This window comes from Leifsonia sp. NCR5, from assembly GCF_002105485.1.
GTDB lineage: Bacteria > Actinomycetota > Actinomycetes > Actinomycetales > Microbacteriaceae > Leifsonia.
The window spans coordinates 1-19,536 of sequence record NZ_NCSR01000024.1; the positions used below are offsets into that span (position 1 = coordinate 1).

At 70.9% G+C, this 19,536-nt stretch carries 17 protein-coding genes; 7 read left to right on the forward strand and 10 right to left on the reverse strand.

Translation table 11 applies throughout. The features are described from left to right. On the reverse strand, window positions 1-206 hold a 206-nt coding region (locus tag B7438_RS16620; protein ID WP_218775182.1), incomplete at its 3' end, for a hypothetical protein. A 63-nt stretch (window positions 207-269) separates the two neighbouring features. Then, window positions 270-575: a hypothetical protein gene (locus B7438_RS16625; RefSeq protein ID WP_085370803.1), complete on the reverse strand. Its 306-nt coding sequence runs from the start codon at window positions 573-575 to the stop codon at window positions 270-272. Between the two features lie 162 nt (window positions 576-737). Between B7438_RS16625 and B7438_RS16630 the strand changes: the two genes are divergently transcribed. Next, on the forward strand, window positions 738-2,000 hold the full coding sequence (locus B7438_RS16630; protein WP_085370804.1) for an APC family permease: 1,263 nt from the start codon (window positions 738-740) through the stop codon (window positions 1,998-2,000). Between the two features lie 25 nt (window positions 2,001-2,025). Here B7438_RS16630 and B7438_RS16635 read toward each other — a convergent pair whose 3' ends face one another. Next, window positions 2,026-2,655: a septum formation family protein gene (locus tag B7438_RS16635; protein ID WP_085370805.1), complete on the reverse strand. Its 630-nt coding sequence runs from the start codon at window positions 2,653-2,655 to the stop codon at window positions 2,026-2,028. A gap of 85 nt (window positions 2,656-2,740) precedes the next feature. On the opposite strand from B7438_RS16635, the gene B7438_RS16640 reads away from it, so the two are divergent. Further along, on the forward strand, window positions 2,741-3,946 hold the full coding sequence (locus B7438_RS16640; protein ID WP_085370806.1) for a low temperature requirement protein A: 1,206 nt from the start codon (window positions 2,741-2,743) through the stop codon (window positions 3,944-3,946). Here the strand turns inward: B7438_RS16640 and B7438_RS16645 are convergent. From B7438_RS16645 to B7438_RS16665, 5 genes are all read right to left on the reverse strand, one after another. Beyond that, the gene (locus tag B7438_RS16645; protein WP_085370807.1) at window positions 3,929-5,362 is read right to left on the reverse strand and encodes a DUF1254 domain-containing protein; all 1,434 of its coding nucleotides are present in this window, start codon (window positions 5,360-5,362) and stop codon (window positions 3,929-3,931) included. The genes B7438_RS16640 and B7438_RS16645 overlap by 18 nt on opposite strands. An 11-nt stretch (window positions 5,363-5,373) precedes the next feature. After that, window positions 5,374-5,874 carry a hypothetical protein gene (locus B7438_RS16650; RefSeq protein ID WP_085370808.1) on the reverse strand — a complete coding sequence of 167 codons (501 nt, stop codon included), beginning with the start codon at window positions 5,872-5,874 and terminating at the stop codon, window positions 5,374-5,376. Between the two features lie 12 nt (window positions 5,875-5,886). After that, window positions 5,887-6,093 carry a hypothetical protein gene (locus B7438_RS16655; protein WP_085370809.1) on the reverse strand — a complete coding sequence of 69 codons (207 nt, stop codon included), beginning with the start codon at window positions 6,091-6,093 and terminating at the stop codon, window positions 5,887-5,889. After that, window positions 6,090-13,025, reverse strand: a complete 6,936-nt coding sequence (locus B7438_RS16660) for a DUF5979 domain-containing protein (protein ID WP_085370810.1) — start codon at window positions 13,023-13,025, stop codon at window positions 6,090-6,092. Before B7438_RS16660 ends, B7438_RS16655 begins: the two co-directional genes overlap by 4 nt. A gap of 176 nt (window positions 13,026-13,201) precedes the next feature. Further along, the gene (locus B7438_RS16665) at window positions 13,202-13,858 is read right to left on the reverse strand and encodes a hypothetical protein (protein ID WP_256922090.1); all 657 of its coding nucleotides are present in this window, start codon (window positions 13,856-13,858) and stop codon (window positions 13,202-13,204) included. A 375-nt stretch (window positions 13,859-14,233) separates the two neighbouring features. On the opposite strand from B7438_RS16665, the gene B7438_RS16670 reads away from it, so the two are divergent. After that, window positions 14,234-14,779 carry a putative immunity protein gene (locus tag B7438_RS16670; RefSeq protein ID WP_085370811.1) on the forward strand — a complete coding sequence of 182 codons (546 nt, stop codon included), beginning with the start codon at window positions 14,234-14,236 and terminating at the stop codon, window positions 14,777-14,779. Window positions 14,780-14,797: 18 nt separating this feature from the next. On the opposite strand, the gene B7438_RS16675 is transcribed toward B7438_RS16670, so the two are convergent. After that, complete coding sequence (locus tag B7438_RS16675) at window positions 14,798-16,402, reverse strand: ABC-F family ATP-binding cassette domain-containing protein (RefSeq protein WP_085370812.1); 1,605 nt, start codon at window positions 16,400-16,402, stop codon at window positions 14,798-14,800. Window positions 16,403-16,673: 271 nt separating this feature from the next. Here B7438_RS16675 and B7438_RS16680 point away from each other — a divergent pair, with 271 nt between their 5' ends. The 4 genes from B7438_RS16680 (at window position 16,674) to B7438_RS16695 (ending at window position 18,613) form a co-directional block, all read left to right on the forward strand. Next, window positions 16,674-17,072, forward strand: coding sequence for a hypothetical protein (locus tag B7438_RS16680; protein ID WP_085370813.1), 399 nt, complete (start codon window positions 16,674-16,676; stop codon window positions 17,070-17,072). Continuing rightward, window positions 17,069-17,704: a GyrI-like domain-containing protein gene (locus tag B7438_RS16685; protein ID WP_085370814.1), complete on the forward strand. Its 636-nt coding sequence runs from the start codon at window positions 17,069-17,071 to the stop codon at window positions 17,702-17,704. Before B7438_RS16680 ends, B7438_RS16685 begins: the two co-directional genes overlap by 4 nt. A 91-nt stretch (window positions 17,705-17,795) precedes the next feature. Next, a complete protein-coding gene (locus B7438_RS16690) occupies window positions 17,796-17,990 on the forward strand; it encodes a hypothetical protein (RefSeq protein ID WP_085370815.1) in 195 nt (64 codons plus the stop codon). Between the two features lie 41 nt (window positions 17,991-18,031). After that, window positions 18,032-18,613 (forward strand): isochorismatase family protein, encoded by a 582-nt coding sequence (locus B7438_RS16695; protein ID WP_085370816.1) that lies wholly within the window; start codon window positions 18,032-18,034, stop codon window positions 18,611-18,613. 29 nt (window positions 18,614-18,642) lie between these two features. Here B7438_RS16695 and B7438_RS16700 read toward each other — a convergent pair whose 3' ends face one another. Next, a complete protein-coding gene (locus tag B7438_RS16700) occupies window positions 18,643-19,527 on the reverse strand; it encodes an ADP/ATP-dependent (S)-NAD(P)H-hydrate dehydratase (RefSeq protein ID WP_085370817.1) in 885 nt (294 codons plus the stop codon). Between the last annotated feature and the right edge of the window lie 9 nt (window positions 19,528-19,536).

Here is a 19,536-nt window from a genome sequence, read left to right on the forward strand (position 1 = left end):
CGCCCGGAGCGCAGCCGCTCCCGGAACACCCACACCAGCGCCAGCCCCACGAGCACGAGCGGGAGCAGCTCGGGCGCGAGGATGAAGGCTCCGAAGACGATGTCGAGCGTCTCGAAGCCGATGAGGGATGCGGCGGCCACCCAGGTCCAGCCGCTGAAGAGGGTGGCGCGCGTGTGGAGGCGTCGCCAGAGGGAGTCGTCGTTCATGGGTCCGTCCGTCGTCGGTGGGTGATCGGTCGTCGTGCCGATCGCACCGCGCGGACGGGGATGTCAGAGCGCGCGCAGCGGTCGGCCGATGGCGCGACCGGGCGCGCGGGGCGCCGGGAGGCCGATGAGCGGAGCGCGTCGGACGGCGGGTGGCGGTGCTGCGCCGAGGGGTGAGACGCGGCGACGCTCGCCCGGAACGGCCGTGCCCGCCGAGGCCGTGCGCACCACTGCCCGCGCCGCACTCGCGATCACGACCGCGGCAAGAGCGAAGGCCACCAGCACCGTCGCCACCATCACCAGGGCGGACAGCCGGGCGGCGGGGTCGGTCGAGACGAGCAGTTCGAGCAGCGCCCATTCGATGACGGACATGCGCTCCCCTCCCCGGTGCAGCGTCCGGAGCCCCGTGCAGCATCCGGATGTGGTCGAGCCTAGCCTGCCGTCCGACGCGCCCGATACTCTGGTGCTGCGCATTCAGCGGCAGGCCGTCCGGCCCGTGGATGCGAGAACCCCCTTGCGAAACGGAGACGCTCGATGACCATCCGGAGCGGTCCGTTGGCGCGGCGGCTCGGCCTCGGCGACGCGGTCGTCATCGGGTTCGGGTCGATGATCGGGGCCGGGATCTTCGCCGCGTTCGCTCCCGCGGCCGCCGCAGCGGGGGCCGGTTTGCTGATCGGTCTGGCGATCGCTGCGGTGGTCGCATACTGCAACGCGTCGTCGTCGGCGCAGCTGGCCGCGCAGTACCCGACCTCGGGCGGCACGTACGTCTACGGGAGGGAACGGCTCGGCGAGTGGGCCGGGTTCCTCGCCGGGTGGGCGTTCGTGATCGGCAAGACGGCCAGCTGCGCGGCGATGGCCCTGACGTTCGCCGCATATGCGGCCCCTGCCGGATGGGAGAAACCCGTTGCGGTCGCCGCGATCCTCGCCCTGGCGGCCGTGAACTATTTCGGCGTCTCCCGCACCGCCGGGCTCACCAGGATCATCGTGGTGTTCGTGCTCGCCGTCCTCGCGCTGGTCGTCATCGCGGGGCTCACCGCCACCGGCACACCGCACACCGACCTGGGGCTCGGGATGTTCGACCACGGCTGGTACGGCATCCTGCAGGCGGCCGGGCTGCTGTTCTTCGCGTTCGCCGGGTACGCCCGCATCGCCACGATGGGCGAAGAGGTGAAGGATCCTGCACGCACCATCCCGCGCGCGATCCTCGGCGCGCTGGCGCTCGCGCTCGTCGTGTACATCCTGGTCGCGGTCACGCTGCTGCTCGTCCTCGGGCCGGAGCGGCTCGCCGCATCCTCTGCTCCCCTGGCCGATGTCGTCGCGGCCACCGACTGGACCTGGGCGGCGCCCGTCGTCAGGATCGGCGCGGCGGCCGCCGCGCTCGGGGCGCTGCTCGCGCTGATCGCCGGGATCGGGCGCACCAGCCTCGCGATGGCGAGGAACCGGGACCTCCCAGCCTGGCTGTCTGCCGTGCATCCGGTGCACAAGGTGCCGCATCACGCCGAGATCGCGCTGGCGCTCGTTGTCAGCGTGCTCGTGGTGACCGTCGACCTGCGCGCCGCCATCGGGTTCTCGTCGTTCGGCGTGCTGCTCTACTACTTCGTCGCCAACGTCGCCGCGTTCACCCAGGACAGGCAGCACCGCCGGTATCCGAAGCCGGTGCAGGTGCTGGGCGCGCTCGGCTGCATCGTGCTCGTCGCGACGCTCCCGCTGGTGTCCATCGGGGTGGGGATCGGCGTGCTCGTCGTCGGGGCGGTCGGGCGACTCGTGGTGCTGCGCCGCCGCAGAGCGCGCGCGTGACGCTCCCCCGAGTGCGCCGGCGGCGTCACTGGCCGGCGACTGCGCTGCCGGTGAGTTCGTGCCGGGAGAACGTGTAGACGATGCAGTAATACGTGCGGTCGCCGGTCGCCCACTTCTCGCTGGTGTCCGGGTAGCGGAGGTCGAGCTGGACGTCCTCGTTCCAGCGGGCGACCCAGTCCCAGTTCAGGGACGGTTCGCAGAGGCTGCTGACCTGGGTGTCCAGGGCATCCTTGCCCGGGAACGCCGCGTCGGCGGGCTGCGGGAGCGAGCCCGTGGTCAGCAACTGCGCGATGTGCCGCTCGGCACAGTCGACCACCGGGTACGCGTCCGCCCACTTCGAGTCGTAGGTCTGCAGGCAATCGCCGGGCTTCAGTGTGCCGACCGGCTGCGACGGCACGGTGGCGACGTGGGTCGCGGTCGGGCGCGGCGGGAGGCCGAGCGGAGTCGGAGCAGGCGGCGGCAACGGTGGATGCGGTGCGGCGGCCGGCGAGGAGGATGAGGCAGCGGCCCGCGCCCCTCCGGCGGGAAGCCCGACGGTGGCGATCCCGACCACCAGGACGGCGACGCCGATCGCGGCCGTGACGGCGACCAGGATCAGCCAGCCACGCCGCGACAGCCCGTCGCCGGTGGGCGTGACCCTCACAGGCCGTTCCATCGCAGCCTCCTCCGGTCGGCACAGCACGGGAGATCTCAGACTATGAGCCGAAACGTCGTCGGGCAATCGCGGCTACTCTGACCTCATGCCGCGCATCGGATTCTCCGCCGACCTCCTGCGGCCGGCGACCGGGGACGCCTCGCACCGCGTCACGTACATCGAGCTGTTCTTCGACCTCGTGTTCGTGTTCGCCATCACGCAGGTGTCGCACATCCTGATCCACGAGCAGAGCGGCCTCGAACTCGTGCACACCCTGGTCCTGGGATGCATGGTGTGGTGGATGTGGGTGTACACGACCTGGGCGTCGAGCTGGCTCAACCCCGAGACCGGCGCCGTGCGGGCGCTGTTCATCGTGATGATGTTCTTCGGGATGCTCGTGTCGATCGCGATCCCGGAGGCGTTCGGCGACCGTGCGCTCCTGTTCGCGGTGAGCATGGTGGCGTTGCAGCTGAGCCGCAGCCTGTTCACGATCTTCGCGTTCGCGCGCACCCAGCCCGACCACGCCGTGAACTTCGTCCGCATCAGCGTGTGGCACGCCGCGGCGGGAGCCGTCTGGATCGCGGGGGCCTTCGTGCCGGAGGACGCACGCCTCTGGGTCTGGCTCGCGGCCCTCGTGATCGACCTGATCGGGCCGAGAGCCCGGTTCTGGACACCCGGCCTCGGCACATCGGACCTGCAGACCTGGAACGTCTCCGGCGAGCACATGTCCGAGCGGGTCAGCCTGTTCGTGATCATCGCGCTCGGCGAATCCATCGTCGTCACCGGGTCCACCTTCGGCACCGGCAGGATCGACGCGGCGACGTTCGGCGCGTTCGTCGCCGCGTTCGCCGGGACCGTGCTGATGTGGCTGCTCTACTTCACCCACAACCAACGTCGCGGCAGCGAGTTCCTCGAACAGGCGGACGAGCGCGGGATGATCGCGCAGACGGCGTTCACGTACATCCCGATCCTGTTCGTGTTCGGCATCGTGCTGACGGCGGTCGCCGACGGTCTGGTGCTGCACGACCCCACCGGGGACACCGAGCTCTGGGCGGCCGGGCTGCTCACCGGCGCTGCGGCGCTCTACCTCGTCGCAAACGCGCTCTTCCGCCGCGCGGTCGGCGGATCGTGGCTGGTCGCGCAGCTGATCGGCGCGGCGGTGGTGCTCGCGCTGTTCGCCCTCACCCCGGTGCTCACCCCGCTCGGGCTCAGCTGGGCTGTGAACCTGGTGCTGCTCGTGGTCGTGCTGTCGGATGCGCTGAACCGGCGTCGGCGGCGTCCGGCACCGGATGCGTCATCCGCCCACGTCTGAACCGTCGGGAACCTTCACCAGGTCGTCCGGCCGCCAGATCTGGTCGTAGAACTCGGTGGTCGTGCCGTAGAGCCGGAAGGCGACGATGAAGTCGCGCCCCGGAACGGTCTGCACGAACGCGGCGTCCGTGACATCCTGCGGCTTGGCCGGCCCGAACCAGAGGTCGATGGAACCGTCGTCGTTCTGCGGGATGTCGTAGTAGCCGTTCGTCGACGGAAGCAGCTGCTTTGTCTCCGGCATCGTGCCGTCGATGACGTTGTACGCCGTCGCCGCCCAGAACAGCCCGGCCGGGATGTTCGCCGGCAGGTGCAGCCGGTAGGTGGACGAACCGGTGAGGAAGTCGCCGTCCGCATCCCGGTAGGTGAACGGGTACTTGGATCCCGCGCCGGTCGAGTGGATGTTCATGGCCGGCGCAGACGAGTACGCGTACTGGAAGAAGCGCGCACGGGTGTTGACGTCGAGGTAGCTCTCCTGCATCCACTCCGCGGTGCCGCCCGCCCACGCCTGCTCCCACTGCCGGTCGTGGTAGTAGCGATTGCGCTGGTCGTCCCTGCCGAGCTGGGCGAGGGCGAGGATCATCTTCGGCGCCGTCTCGACCGCGCGCTGCAACTGCTCGCTCTGCCAGCCGGTCGGCTCGAAGGGCTGACCTTTGACGATCCCGATCGAGGCGAGGACGCCCCGCAGTTCGGGGTCGATCGCCGAGACGGGCTCGACGTCGACGAATTCCTTGAGCTTCGTCCAGTACGTGGCATCGGTCGGGTACATCATGTCGAGCCGGATGCCGCTGGCGTTCGGGAACTCCATCGGCAGGGCGTCCTTCTCCTCCGTCCACAGCGGGAAGATCCTGGTGCGCTCGGCGACGGCCACGCCGGCCGCGGGATCGGGCTCGCCGTCCCCCTGGCCCATGATCGTGCGGAAGAACAGGAAGACGTTGAACGTCGACGAGTGGAAGGTGAAGTACCCGCCGGGGACGTGCCCGTCGTAGCCGGGCGGCAGCAGAAGGTAGAGCCCGCCGCGGGCCCGGTCGGGACCGATGGCGCCGACGTCGGTGATGGTGCGCTGGAAGAAGTCGGTGAACATCCCGATCACGTTCGCCGGTGCGTTCACCACCAACGGCCCGGTCTCCCGCAGGTCGAGGTAGCTCATCGCGTAGATCACGTCCGCGTTGGGGGTGGGCACCCAGGTGCGGCTGTCCATCCTGTCCTTCCAGATCGGCAGGACGTTGTATCCGCTGCCGAACTGCGCTTCCGAGCCGTCGCGCATCCCGATCACGTTCAGCGCCGGCTGCATCGTGAAGTACGTGTGGATCGCGCGCTGGTAGTACAACTCGGCCCGCAACGCCTCGGCCTCCACCTGGGGCAGCCAGTTGCCGTCGTTGATCTGCCGGACGAGCGGAGAGGCGTGCTGGTCGCTCATGTTTGTTCCTTTCACTGGGGTGGGTACTCGGTTGTGACGTAGAACGGGTAGACGGCGGCCACCTGGCCGTCCAGTTCGATCTGCCAGCGATAGCCGGCGCCTGCAGCGAAGTGCAGGCCGGAACTGAAGTTGGCGGCGATGACATGGGTGGCGGGCAGCACACCGGCCGGCACGTCGATCCCGGGCGACGCGCCAGCGGTGAACCGCACCGTCCTGGCGATCCGCACCTCGATGCTGCCGCCGTCCCCGTCAGCGATCCGGACGCTGTCGCCGTTCGCGGCAGCCAGTGTCAGCTCGACGATCACCGGATGCGCGGGGCGGGTGGGCAGCGCGACCGTCGCCCACACCGCGAACGGCACGGACGCGGTTCCGGCCGGCGTGACGGTCAGGATGCGCAGCCCGGCCCCGACCATGTTCGCCTTGCCGGTGTCGTCCACGTTGACGAAGTCGGCGAGCGTCATCGACACCGTCGCCGGGAGTTCCGGCGACAGCGGTTCAGGTCGCGCGTGCATGAGGGGAACGGCTCACAGGGCGAACAACGCCCACTCCGGTCGGCAGAGGCGACGCTCCTGACCGGACTGGTCGACCACCCACTCGTCGTGCGTGCTCGACACATAGGTGGCGAGCAGCGTCTCTGCCGCCCACCCGTCGGCGCTCCTGGTCCACCGCACCAGGTGGATGTTCTCGCCGCAGCGGGGCGCATTCCCCAGCGGGATCTCGTATTCCGTCATCGTTCCTCCCGAGCGTCACGGTCGTGTCTTCTGCGGATCAGTAGCCCGGCACCGAGCAGCGCGAGCGCCAGGATGGCGACCGGGAGCGTGTCGGAACCGGTGTCGGAGAGCGCCGGAGCGGCGGGGTCGAACGTGTTGGTGACAGTGATGTCCACGGGCACGGCGTCGCCGACGGTGACCACCCCGACCGAGCCGTCACCGTCGTTCGGGGTGATCGTGGTGCGGTCCGCTCCGCCGTCGGAGCTCTCGGTGACCCGGCAGGTCGCTCCCGCCGGAAGGTCCGTGTACTCGGCCGTCAGCGATGTGGAGCGCGAGAGCGTGCGGTCGGGGCCGCCGGGGATCGCGACCGGCGCCGGCATCCCGTCGATGGCGGCGGTGCAGCTCAGATGGACGACGAAGGAGCCACCGCCGCGTTCCCCCGCCCCGTCGCCGGCGATGACCTTGTGCACGGTCAGCGAGCCGACGTCGAACGTGTTGACGACGTTCAGCGTCACCGTCTCCCCCGCCACGACCAGGGTCGGGCCGGCGGGTTCGCCGTTCTCGTCGAGCACCTGGGAGGACGTCGCCCCCGCTGCTCCTGTCTCGCGCAGTAGACAGACGGCGTCGGCGGGAAGCAGCTCGTAGTCCGCGGAGTACGCGGTGTCCGCGCTGAGCGTCCTCGTCGCCCCGCCCGGCACGACCACGGGCGTCGGCACCCCGTCCACCGGATGCACGCAGGCCAGCGCCACGGTGAACGGTCCGGCGCCGTACAGGTCGGCCCCGTCTCCCGTGCGCACCTTGTCGACGTGGATCGCGCCGGTGAGGAACGTGTTGGTGGCGGTCACGGTGACCGTGTCGCCCGAGCCGACGGTGACCTCGCCCGGTGAGACGACGGACGCGTTCGCTCCCCCGGCGCCCGGCTCTGTCACGGCGCACACGGAGCCGGTCGCGATCCCGGCGACGACCTTCTGGAGCGGCTGCGTGCCGCCGAGGGTGACGTCTCCGTCCCAGGTGCTCCGCGATCCGGATGCGTCGTCGAGCGTGCACGACACGTGCAGCACGAAGGGGCCGGCGCCGAACGCCGCTCCTCCCGCGCCGTCGACCACCTTGACGAGGCGAATCGCGCCGGCGCCGAACGTGTTCGTGACGGTCACCGTCGAGGTCGGGTCCGTCCCGGCATCCGGAGTCAGCACGACCGTCGTGCTGTCGCCAGCGGTCGGGCCGGTGGTTCCTCCGGAGGTGACCGTGGTCGTCGTGGTCGAGGCAGCGCCCTTGGCGTCGGTCTCCGTCACCACGCAGGAGGCGCCTGCCGGGAGCCCGGTGAGCGTGAGGGCTTCCCCGTCGGTCAGGTCGGCCGTCATCGGCCGCAGCGGTCCGTAGCCGTCGGCGTACACGGCGGCGCCGAGGAAGGTGCAGTCGACCGTGACCGTGAACGGGCCGTATGCGATGGGGGTGCCGTCCTGATCGACCGCGCTCGAATCGACGCTCTTGACCACGACCAGACCGGCGAGGTCGTACACGTTCGTCACCGAGATCACCGGGACGGGGTCGGTGTCTGTGCCGACGACGACCTGGGTCGCGGTGCCGGAGGTCTGACCGGCGTCGTCCTCGACGACGGTGCACTCGGCCCCCCAAGGCAGATCGTCGACGGTCACAGGGGTGCCGGGCGTGAGGGTGACGGGGATCGGGTCGAGAGCGACGCCCGCCGACACGCAGCGGAGCTCGCCGGTGAAGGTGGCCGGCGCGTAGCCTGCGCCGGCGCCGGTCACCTGCTTGATCACGGAGACCGGGCCGGTCGCGAGGGCGACGCCCACCTTGTTGCCCTCCGTCTGCGCGGTCACGGTCGGGGTGGCGCCGACGAGCACCCGGCCTGCGACGCCGACGGTGTTCCAGGCGATCGGGTCGTCGAGCCCTGTCGGAGGCACGGCGGGGGTCCTGGTCGTGACGTCGATCGCGATGGCGCCGCCCGGCGCGATGGTCGGATCGAACGTGACGACGAACTTCAGCCCGGTCACGGTCGTCGGGTCGACCGCCGCATCCCAGGGCGTCCACGCTCCGGGCGGGCACGCGACGCCCGTCGTCGACAGGTCGTCGGTGCACGGAGCGGCGTCCGTCGTGTAGTACTGCGCGAGGGTCGCGCCGGGCGGTGCAGAGGCGAGCACCGCACTGCCGGTGTATGTCGGCCGGAACTCCGAGCCGCGGGGCAGCGGGGTCAGCACCCCGGTGTCTCCCGGCGTCGGCAGCTTGTCGATCGCCACCATCCTGTCCATCGGAAGCGTGCCGGTGTTGATCAGGTTGAGCCGCCACACCTCGGTGCCGCCCGGCTTGGTGATCGGGACGCACGGTCCGGCGTAGAAGCCGTCGGCGTCGGGAACGCAGGTGACGGCCGGGTTGGTGGACTCCACGCCCAGCTCGGTGTCCGTGGCGCGGACGCCCTTGATGCCGCGGAGCGCGCCGGCGGTCTCGACGGTGACGGTGGTGTCGGTCGAGCAGGCCCCGGTGGCGGGGTCCAGGGTGCCGCCGCAGCTGTCGAACGGACGGTCGCCGGTGACGCTCAGCGTGTTCGTCACGTTCGTACCGGCCGCGAGCCCTGTGCGGAACATCAGCGCGATCGTGATCGTGTACGTCTGACCGACTTCGAGCACCGTCCCCGGCGGGAAGGTGAACTGGATGCGCGCCCCGGCCTGGCTGACGGTCGCATCCACGTCGGCGGGATCGGTGGGCATCGGAGGTCCGCTCGGGGGTGCGGGTGCCGCCCCGGCCAGGGCGTAGCTGTACGGGCTCGTCCCCGGGTCGGCGAACGGGTCGAAGACGAGGAGCGGTCCAACGGCGTCGGTGGGCAGCTGGTCGGTGATCACCGGGTCGGTGACGGCGATGGCGCCGGTGTTTGTCACGGTGAGGGTGTACGGGATGACCGTGCCCGGTTGCTGCACCCCGGCGGGCGACTTGGACACCTGGACCGCGCTGGTGGCGTGCAGGTACTGCACGATCGCGGTGCTCGAGTCCGTGGCGGTGTACGGAGGGCCTCCCGTTTCGAAGGTGCCCTCCGCCAGGGCGTCGACCGTGTTCGTGAAGGTGCCCGCCGCGCTCTCCCCGGGCGCCGGGGCGTTCGTGGAGAGATCGCTCGGCACCTGTCCGCCCGAGCGGAGATCGGCGCGGCGTTGCGCGCTGATGGCGACGGTCTGCAGCGGAGACGGCTGCAGGAGGTCGCCGTTCAGCTGGGTGAAGACGAAGCGGATGCCCTCCACCTGGTCTGCGGTCACCCCGGCGGGGAGCGGTGACGCGTTGGCGTCTGCTTCCGTCTGGCGCACACCGAGGATCCAGGTGCCCCCGTCCGCCTCGCAGTCCGCCGTGGGGTCGCCGAAGCTGCGGCCGGTGCACACGTCGATCTGGACCCGGTCGATCGGGGCCGTGAGAGCGAGCGGGGTGGAGAAGCCCAGGAAGTCGAACGCGTTCCAGAACGTGCCGGAGGCGTCGGACAGGGTGATGCGCCTCGCCCGGACCGTGCCCCCTGGCTGACCGGACATCGTGACGGTGACCGGAGAGTCGTCCGGCTCCGTCTGCTGAGCGGGGACGATGGTCTTCGAGGTGGCGACGGTCAGGACGCCGTCGGCGAGTTCGATCGACCCGGAGGCGTTGGTGGTCGGGCTGCCGCCGGCGGCGCCGCCCTCGTCGCTCACGCCCGCCTGGGCGACGTTCTCGACCGGCGAGAACTCCGCGGCGGTCACCGGATCCCCCGACGTGCGCGCCGTCGCGCGCAACCGCGTGTCGAAGACGACCGTCGACGCCTCGCCGGCTTGGATGCGCCCGGTGTGGACGACCCGCAGCGACACCACGTCCGCGAGCTGGGCCGGTGTCAACGCGAGCGCGTCGGCGATCGAGTATCCGGTGGTCACTCCCCCGGCCGTCGTCAGCTCCACGGTCGAGGCGGTGGCCCCGGCGGGGACTCCGACGCTCTCGAACTTCACGAGGTCGAAGACCTCGAACGGGGTGGATGCGCTGCCGGGCGCCGGATCGCTGATGGTCAGGTTGTCGACGCTGGCCGCCGTGGTGTTGGTGGCGACCAGGGTGATCCGGCCGGACGGGTACAGGGCGGGGTCGACGCCGGCCTGCGGCACACCGAGCGGACCGCCCTCCCACGTCTTGCTCAGGGTGACGTTGAGGGGGACGTCCAGGAGCCGCACGATGTCGGCGGCGGTGTCCGTGACCGTCGAGCCGTCGACCGACGACGTGCCGGTGGCCCTGGCGGTGTTCTCGATCTCCCCCGCTGTGCCCGTGTTGTAGAGGCGCGTCGCGATGACGGGGTCCGGCGTGGTGACGGGCGCCCTGACCTCGTCGCGCAGCTGGAAGGTGAGCACGATGGCGCGGTCGTTGCCCGTGGAGCGGGCGACGCCGGAGCCGACCGGTGGCGCCGTCGGGTCGCCGGCCGATGCGCTGGCGCGATCGGGGCTCTCGGCGTACGTCATCCGCATCCCGACCGTCGACGCCTGTTCGGCGGCGGTGAGGGTCAGGCCGGGGAAGGTGCCGATGCAGGCGGCGGGGCAGGGGTCGTTCGCCGCGTCGACCCAGGCCGTGCCGTTGTAGAGCTGAACGGAGGTGACCTGGTCGTAGATCAGATGCGGGTCCTGCGCTGCGGTGATCGCGGGGATCCCGACGAGGTCGAAGGCATTGAACACCGAGTCGGACAGTGCGGTGGTCGCCGGGTCGGCTGGGTCGGAGATCACCATCGTGCCCAGGTTCGCCCTGCCGCCGGTCGACCAGTCGAGGGTGGCCGTCGTCTGCGCCTCGCTCCTCGCCGTGAGCACCTTCGGGGCCGCCCAGCTCTTGGTGAGGAAGTCGTCGCCTCCAGGAAGTCCGCCGGCGATCAGGTCGACCACGGGGCACGGCGACGGGATCACGGCCGATGCCGATTCGCCGCCGACCCCTGTCGCCGAGGACGCCGCGCAGTTCTCGATCGTCTCGTCCGTGCCGGTCGCGGGACCGCTGCCATCGCGGAGCTGGTCGCGCAACGACATCGTCACGTTGGGCTGAACCGTGGTGCCAGGGGGGAATCCATCCGGTGCGGTGTAGACGAAGCGCAGGCCCTGGATGTCGTCCTGCAGGTCGGCCGGGATGTCCATCGAGAACACGGTCGGCCCCGCGATGCCGACCGCACCGGGCAGGTCGACCCACTGTGTCCCGTCCCAGTACTGGATGGTCAGCGTCGAGCCGGCCGGAACGGCCGTCTGGGTGATCGCCGTCGCGTCGAAGTGGTTCCACCAGTCGGTGAGCGCCGGCGGGTCGCCGGGAGGGTCCTGCACGACGATGGTGGTCGCATCCACGGTCGATTGCGGGAACGGGCTGGTGGAGGCGGGCAGCTGCACCGTCACGAACTCTCCGGCGGAGGACGCGATCTCGTTCGGGCTGATCACCTTGCCGATCGTCGTGTCGAGCCGCGAGGTGTAGACCGTGAGATCGGCGGTGGCCGTCGCCGTCCCGGTCGTGCCGGACGCCGACGTGCCGTCGACCGTCTGGCTGTTGCTGATCGTGGTCGAATCCGTGGTGATCCCCGCGTCGGTGTCGAGGGTGAACGGGATGCTCGCACTCGCGCCGGGAGGGATGGTGCCCGTGAACGTGACGGAGAACCGCGCGACGGATTTCGCCGGGTCCGGGGCCGGGATGCTGTCCGGCGTCGTCGAGGTGAGCACCTCGTCCGTGCCGTCCGCGTAGTAATAGTGGACGCTCACACCGGTGGCGCCGTCCGGCCACTCCACGCCGCTCGTGAACCCGGCGAACGACGTCCCGGCGGGGAAACCGTCTGCGAAAGGATCGGCGCCGGTCAGTGTCGGCTCGGTGAAGCTCAGCTCCGTCAGCGGGACGGCGCTCTGGTTGGTGCCGCCGATCGTGACCGTCGTCGGGTCTCCGGCGACGATCGGGTTCGGATTGAACGACTTCGTCGCGGCGACCGTGACGACGCTGGACTGGATCGTGTAGTCGGCGGTGGCGGTGCCGGTCGCGGTGTCCGTGCCGTGCGTCACCTCGCTCTGCACGGTGTTGTCGACCACGAACGCAGCGGTGAGGTCGGCGACGTCCGGCCGCTGCACCAGGTTCACCTCCACGGACCCGCTGGCATCTGCGGGGATCGGCTCGCCCGCCGAGTTGCTGAACGTGATCCTCACCCCGGAGACGCCGTCGGCCGGGACGCCGCCCGCAAGCACGGCGGTCGGTCCCGGGGTGCCGAGCACCCACTGCGTGCCGTCCCAGACATCGACCTGCACCTGATCGGCGGGAGCAGGGAACGTCACGGTGCCGAGCGAGTCCAGCGCGAGGTGGTCGAACGGATTGGGAGTCGCCGTCGGGTCCGGCGGATCGGTCAGCACGATGCTGTCGACGCCGGCATTGGAGGTGTTCGTGCCGGTGAGCGTCAGCGTCGTCGGGGTGCCGGGGTCGGCGGGAGCGCCGGTCGGATCGAACGATTTACTCGCCGTCGTCGCGAGGTCGAGGGGCACGATCGGGGTGACGCTCGCGGTCGAATCAGCCGGTGCCAGCTGGTTGGTCGCCGTGAGCTCCGCGGAGTTCGGGACCGGGATGCCACTCGCCTCGAACGGCAGGTCGTCCCGCGCCCGGACGGTGATGGTCACGACGCCGGTGGCCGACGCCGGCAGCCCGATGGCGCCGGGCGGATCGTCCAGCGGCGAATTAAAGACCACCGTGACGTCCTGACCGGACACCTGCGGGGTCTCGGCGGACAGCCCGGTGCCGACGGACACGCTGACGACCTCGAACGCGCCGGGGACCGAATCCGTGAGGGTCGCGTTCGTGCATCCGGTGCCGATGTCCACGGCCGAGCAGCCGACTTCGAGGGTGTAGGTGAACGTCTCCCCCGGCGCGACGGTCGTCGCCGACGCCGTCTTGGTGAGCGTGACCTCACTCGGCCCTTCCGCGGCGGCGGGGGCCGCGGCGACGGGGATCATCGCGAGAACGAGGAGCGTAGCAAGCGCACCTCCAGCCAGCCGACCTGCCCCTGATCGTCTCGCCGAGCGCATCATGACACCGAATCCCCATTCGCTTCGTCACGCGCTCCGAACTATACGAGGATGTACAGAAACCCTCTAGACCCCTCTTTCCACCCCAGCGGATTCGGGACCGGTCAGATCCGGATCGGGAAGGTGGCGAGAAGCACGACGCCGAACAGGGCGAAGGCGATGGCCGTGCTGATCAGGACCAGGCGCCCCGTGCGCGGGATGGCGCGCTGCGACATGGCGGCGAGGAAGAGCACCAGCGCGAACATGACCGTGAGCAGCGAGTAGTTGTCTCCGCGCGCGTTGTCCGTCAGTGCGGCGTTGTAGCGCTCGTCGGCGCGGTCGTTGAGCTTCTTGGCCTCCGCCGTGCCGGGAGGAACGTAGTCGGACCGGACGAACGGCCCACGATCGACGCGTCCCTCAGCGGTCCAGGCGTCGAAGGCGACGGCGAACTCCGGCGAGAACCGCGCCTCGATGTACTCGACCAGCTGGGTGTCGCCGCGGGCGTCGGCGAGCACCCACTGTTCGAAGACGCCCTGGTCGAGCGCCCGCGCATCCCGTGCCTGGCTGGCATAGTCGCCGGCCTGCACCCTGGCGCTCGACGCCTGGCTGAACGCGATGGACATCTCCCCGCCCCACTTCGAGGACTCGAAACCGCACCACGCCGTGAGCACGGCGACCGTGGAGAGAACGATGACGGCGATGGTGTCGACGGTCGGCCGGCGCCTCCTCCCCACCCGCTGCGGCGGTGCCTCCCCGGTCACGGCGCCGCTCGGCTCCTCCATCGTGCTCCCCCTTCTCGAGTGTTCGAGATCGAACAGGTCCTGGATGCGCTCAGCGCGTGAAGGTCACGTGGATGACAGCGTACGGTCAAACGGTTTCCGCGGTCCAGGGTGCTGGTGTGAGCCATAACGGCGGAGTCGTAGGGCGACACGCCGCTGTACTCTCCGCACAAGCGGAGTCCGGACCGCCGCGCGACCGCGTGTCCGCTGGAACGGAGACGGCGGCGTCCGCTGCCGCGCCTTGGTGAGGACGGATGAACGGCCCGGTTGCTCGCGGTTCTCCGTTCGGGCGGAGAAACGGGGGGCGCGTCGCGCGCGTTCTCCGCGTGAACTACTCGCGGCCGGACGCGCCAGCGGCCGGTGTGAAAGGGTGGCGGTATGCCGTCGCCGCAGTCGCTGAGTGAAGAGGACCGCCGCATCGTCGCGGTGTGGGCCGCGGACTGCGCGGAGCGGGTGCTGCCGCTGTTCGAGGCGGAGGCGCCCGACGACGACCGGGCCCGGGATGCGATCGCACGAACCAGGGCGTTCGCGCGCGGCGAGCTCGGGGCCGCCGAGGAGATCCGTCGCCGGTTCGTGGCTGGTCGCGCGGCGAAGGCGGTCAGCTCGCCCGCCGCGGTCGCCGCCGCGCGGGCGGCAGCGCAGGCGGCCGGGGTCGCGCACATGGGCGCGCACGCTCTCGGCGCCGCGGCGTACGCGGCCACGGCGGCCGCGCTCGCCGCACCGGAACGACCGGATGCGCTCGACGCCGAGATCGCCTGGCAGCTCGCGCGGCTGAGCGCGGAGGCGAGGGCCGCCCTCGCGACCCTGCCCCCGCTCGGCCACGACTCCGCCGGGCCGCTCGGGCCCGGGCTGCTCGCCTCCGGCCTGCGCGGTGAGGTCATCCGGCGGCTGCAGGCTGCGGTGGCGGTGGGCGCCGGGGACTGATCTCCACTCACCGCCACCTCAGCCCGCGGCCACCTCCACCCGCCGCAGCTCCCCTGCCGCGCCCAGCTCCAGCACCTCCGTCAACCCGAGCCGCGCCAGGAACCGGTCGTCGTGACTCACCACCAGCACCGCGCCGCGGTAGGCGGTGAGCGCCGCCACCAGCTGGTCGACGCTCACCAGGTCGAGGTTGTTCGTCGGCTCGTCCAGCACCAGCAACTGAGCGGGAGGGTCGGCGAACAGCAGCCGGGCGAGCGACACCCGGAACCGCTCGCCGCCGGAGAGCGTGCCGACCGCACGGTTCACGTCGCTGCCGGAGACCAGCAGGCGGCCGAGCTGGTTGCGAAGCTGCGCATCCGGAACCTGGGGCGCCACCGCACGCAGGGTGTCGAGCACGCTGCGCGACTCGTCGAGTCCGGTGAGCCGCTGGCTGAGATAACCGACCCTGTCGGTGTGCAGCACCCCGCCGGCCCGGCCGGACTCAGACGCGCGTCCGGCGACCAGGTTCTCGAGCAGCGTCGTCTTTCCAACACCGTTCGCGCCGACGATCGCGATGCGCTCCGGACCCTGCACGATGATCGTGCGGTCTGTGCCGTGCAGTTCACCGATGCGTCGGCCGGAGGGCACATCCGGGTCGGGCAGCTGCAGGCTGATCTTCTGGTCGGGCCGGATACGCGCCGCCGCCGCCTCTCTGTTCGCCTTCGCGGCGTCCAGCTTGTCGTCGAGCCCGGCGCGCAGTTTGCCCGCGGAGTTCTCCGCCCGGGACGCCAGCCCGTTCATCAGGATCTTCGACCCCTTCTTGTTCTCGTTCGCGGTCTTCGCCGTTCGCGCCCGCTTGGCGAGCTTGCTCTCCGCCTCTGCGCGCTGGCGGCGTTCCGCCTTGACGGCGTGCTCGGCCGCCTGGGCCGCGGCAACGGCCGCCGCCTGCAGCCGGTCGAGGTTCTCCTTCCACTGGCTGTACGGGCCGCCGAACACGGTGAGCCTGCCGTCGTAGAGCTCGGCCGTCTGATCCATCCGGTCGAGCAGGTCGAGGTCGTGGCTGACGACCACGAGGGTGCCCGGCCAGGTGTCGAGCAGGTCGGCGAGCATCCGTTTGGCGTCGCGGTCGAGGTTGTTGCTCGGCTCGTCGAGCAGCGTGATCGGCAGGCGCCGCACGCGGAGGCCGGCGATGGCGATGAGCATGACCTCTCCGCCGGAGAGCGTGCCGACGCTGCGGTCGAGGTCGGCGGAGCTGAAGCCGAGGCGGCGCAGCTGCTCGTCGGCGCGGGACTCGATGTCCCAGTCGTCGCCGACGGTGTCGAAGTGCCGCTCGTCGACGTCACCGCTTTCGATGGCGCGCAGGGCGCTGACGATGGGCGCGATGCCGAGCAGGTCGGCCAGCGTCGTCGCGTCCCGCCAGGTGACGGACTGCGCGAGATAGCCGACGTCTCCGGTGGTGCTGATGCTGCCGCTCGTGGGTGTGAGCTCGCCGGCGATGAGCCGCAGGAGCGTGGACTTGCCCGCTCCGTTGTCGCCGACGAGGCCGGTGCGGCCGGAGCCGAAACTGCCGGTGACGCCGGCGATGGCCGGCTCGCCGTCCGGCCAGGAGAACGAGAGGGTGGACAGGACGATGGATGCGTTGGACATGGATCCCCTAGAAGTGCGCGCTCGACGGGATACGGGAGCGGAATGATCAGAAACCTGCCCGCGTCCCGGCGGATCGCCGGTGTGCGGGTTCGACGGCGTCGCACGTCGGCGCTGCCCTGCAGAGGACTCCCCTGCCGAGGGCTGCGCGCTGACGCTGCTGCGGGGCCGCCACCGAGAAGTCGGTGGCTAGGCTCTGTCGATTTCGGGGATCAGCACAGCGTCCACTGTAACGGTATCTCTGCCCATGGCAGGCACCTTGTATGGTGGGCCGATGAGCGTTCAGGAGACCTGGATCGAGCACCGCCGCTCCGACGGCGAACTGCTCGGCTGGATGGACCAGGACGGCGACGGCTTCGTCGCCGTCGACCTGCTCGGCCGCCGGGTGACCGGCGTTGTCGACTGGCTTGACGCCGAGGAGCACCTGGATGCGCTCGGCATCGGCTACCTGGCCGACCCGTTCGAATTGCGCCTCGACGACGGCCGCTGGCTGCGCGTGCGCATCACCGAGGTGTCGACCGACGCCATCCGGGTGAAGAAGGACGACTGGGGCGACATGAACGCCCCGCTGGTCGAGTACACGGTCGGGTTCCCGCTGCCGGACGGCCTCCGTCCGATGGGGCCGGACCGCACGGTGTCGTTCCCCGACGGCTTCACCTCCGCCACGCCGTGAAGCACGATCTCCGGAAGGAGCTCGCCAGCTACAGCGCCCCACGCGAACGGTTCGACGTCGTCACCGTTCCCCCGCTGCGCTATCTGATGGTCGACGGCCACGGGGACCCGAACACGGCCCCCGCATACCAGGCGGCACTCGCTGCGCTCTACCCGTTCGCGTACAAGCTCAAGTTCTTCAGCAAGAACGAGCTCGGCGAGGACTACACGGTGATGCCGCTCGAAGGTCTCTGGTGGGCCGACGATCCTGCAGCGTTCACCACCGGCAGGGACAAGTCCCTCTGGTCGTGGACGCTCCTGAACCTCATCCCGGCCTGGATCACCGACGAGCATCTCGACGTCGCGCGCTCCGCAGCGGCCCGCTCGGTGGGCGACGCGGCGATCGACGCGGTGCGGGCCGGGTGGCTGGACGAAGGGCTCTGCGTCCAGACGCTGCACGTCGGCTCGTACGACGACGAAGCGCCCGTGCTGGATGCGCTGCACACGGAGTTCGTGCCGGCGAACGGGATGCGCATGGTCGGCCTCCACCACGAGATCTACCTGAGCGACGCGCGGCGGACGGCGCCGGAGAAGCTGCGGACCATCCTGCGGCAGCCGGTGGCGCGCATCCCGAGCATCCCGAGCCCGAGCTGAGGCGGTCAGCGGCCGGGTGGCCTTGCGTCGCCTCCGGTTCCCGCATACCGTTCGAGCCGACTCCCCCACCCATCGACCAGAGGAGAGACCCATGCCTGCAGACCCGGCGGACGAGCTGTCGCCAGCGGAGAAGCGCGAGGACCAGCTGACCACGGCCCCGAAGTCCACCGAGGAGGACGCGAAGCCGCGCATCAGCACCGAGGAGCCGGAGCCCGGCGTCACCAGGATCGACATCAGGGACGACGCGAACGCGCGACCGGGGAAGCCCGACACAGAACGGGGCTGACGCGGGCGTAGGCTCGAAGTCCCGTCTGGAAGGCCCCACGCATGACCATCAGCACCATCGACACCCGCACCGCACTCATCGTGGTCGACCTGCAGAACGCGATCCGCGCATACCACGTCGCCCACCCGGTCGAGGAGGTCTTCGCCAACGCGGGGGCGCTCGCCGACGCGTTCCGCGCTTACGGACTTCCGGTGGTGCTGGTGAACGTGGCGGGGCGCGCTCCCGGCCGCATCGAGGCGCAGCCCGGCGCCCAGGCCCAGAGCCCGATGGGCGAGCGCCCGGCCGACGCGCTCGAATTCGTGTCGGAGCTGCACCGCACCGAGAGCGACCACGTGGTCACCAAGCGCACCTGGGGTGCGTTCACCGCCACCGATCTGGATGCGTACCTGCGCTCCGAGGGCGTGACGCAGGTGGTGATCGCCGGGATCGCGACCAGCGCGGGCGTCGAATCCACCGCGCGGCAGGCGCACGAGTTCGGCTACAACGTCACCCTCGCCACCGACGCGATGTCGGACAGGAGCGCGGAGGCGCACGACCACGTGGTGAGCAGCGTGTTCCCACGAATCGGCGAGACGGGCACGACGGCGGAGGTCATCGAGCTGCTCGCGAGCACGCGGGCGTAGCCGCCGGCAGGGGCGGATGCGCGGCGCCGCTACTCCCCCACCCTGTCCTCCACCGCCGCCAGTTCCCGCGGCAGCTGTTCCACGATCTCGCTTGCGAGGAACCCGAGCGCCGCCACCTCCCGCGCCAGCGACTCCCCTGCCGCCGCGTGCAGGTACGTGCCCCACGCCGCCGCCTGCAGCGGACCGCATCCCCGGGCCGCGAGCCCGGCGATCGCGCCGGCCAGCGCATCCCCGCTGCCCGACGTGCCGAGCCCCGGTCCGCCGTCGCGGACGTGCAGGAGCGTGCCGTCGGGGTCGGCGATCCAGCCGTGGCAGGTGACCACCGCGTGGTAGCGCCGAGCGATGCGGAGCAGGTCGGCCGGCTGGTCGTCCAGCGGACGTCCGAGCAGGAGCGCGGCCTCGTCGAGGTTGGGCGTCAGGATGCGCGCGCCGCGGCCGAACCCGCGAAGGACCTTGCGTCCGGCCACCGCCAGGGCGCCGAGCGCGTACGCGTCGAGCACCAGCGTCGCGTCGCGGGAGACGACACCGGCGAGTGTCGTCAGCATCCGCTTCGTTTCGCCGATGTCGTCGAGGCCGGGTCCCACGAGCACGGCGTCCGCACCGCCCAGGTCTGCTGCGGCCGCCGTGACCGACCTGCCGCGCACTGAGCCGTCCGCGTTCTCGGAGAGCGGCACGATCCCGCACTCCGGCAGGGCGACAGCCACCGCCGTGGCCGAGGACTTCCCGACCGCGAGCGTCAGGCGTCCGGCGCCGACCCGCAGGGATGCACGCCCGGCGAGCAGCGCAGCGCCAGGGGAGCGTTCGGCACCGCCGACCACCACCACGTCTCCGCGGGACTGCTTCGACGCGCCGGGGGCAGGGAGCTCCCAGCGGCGCAGGTACACCGCATCCACTTCGGCGGCCGTGCCCGCCATGCCGCCTTG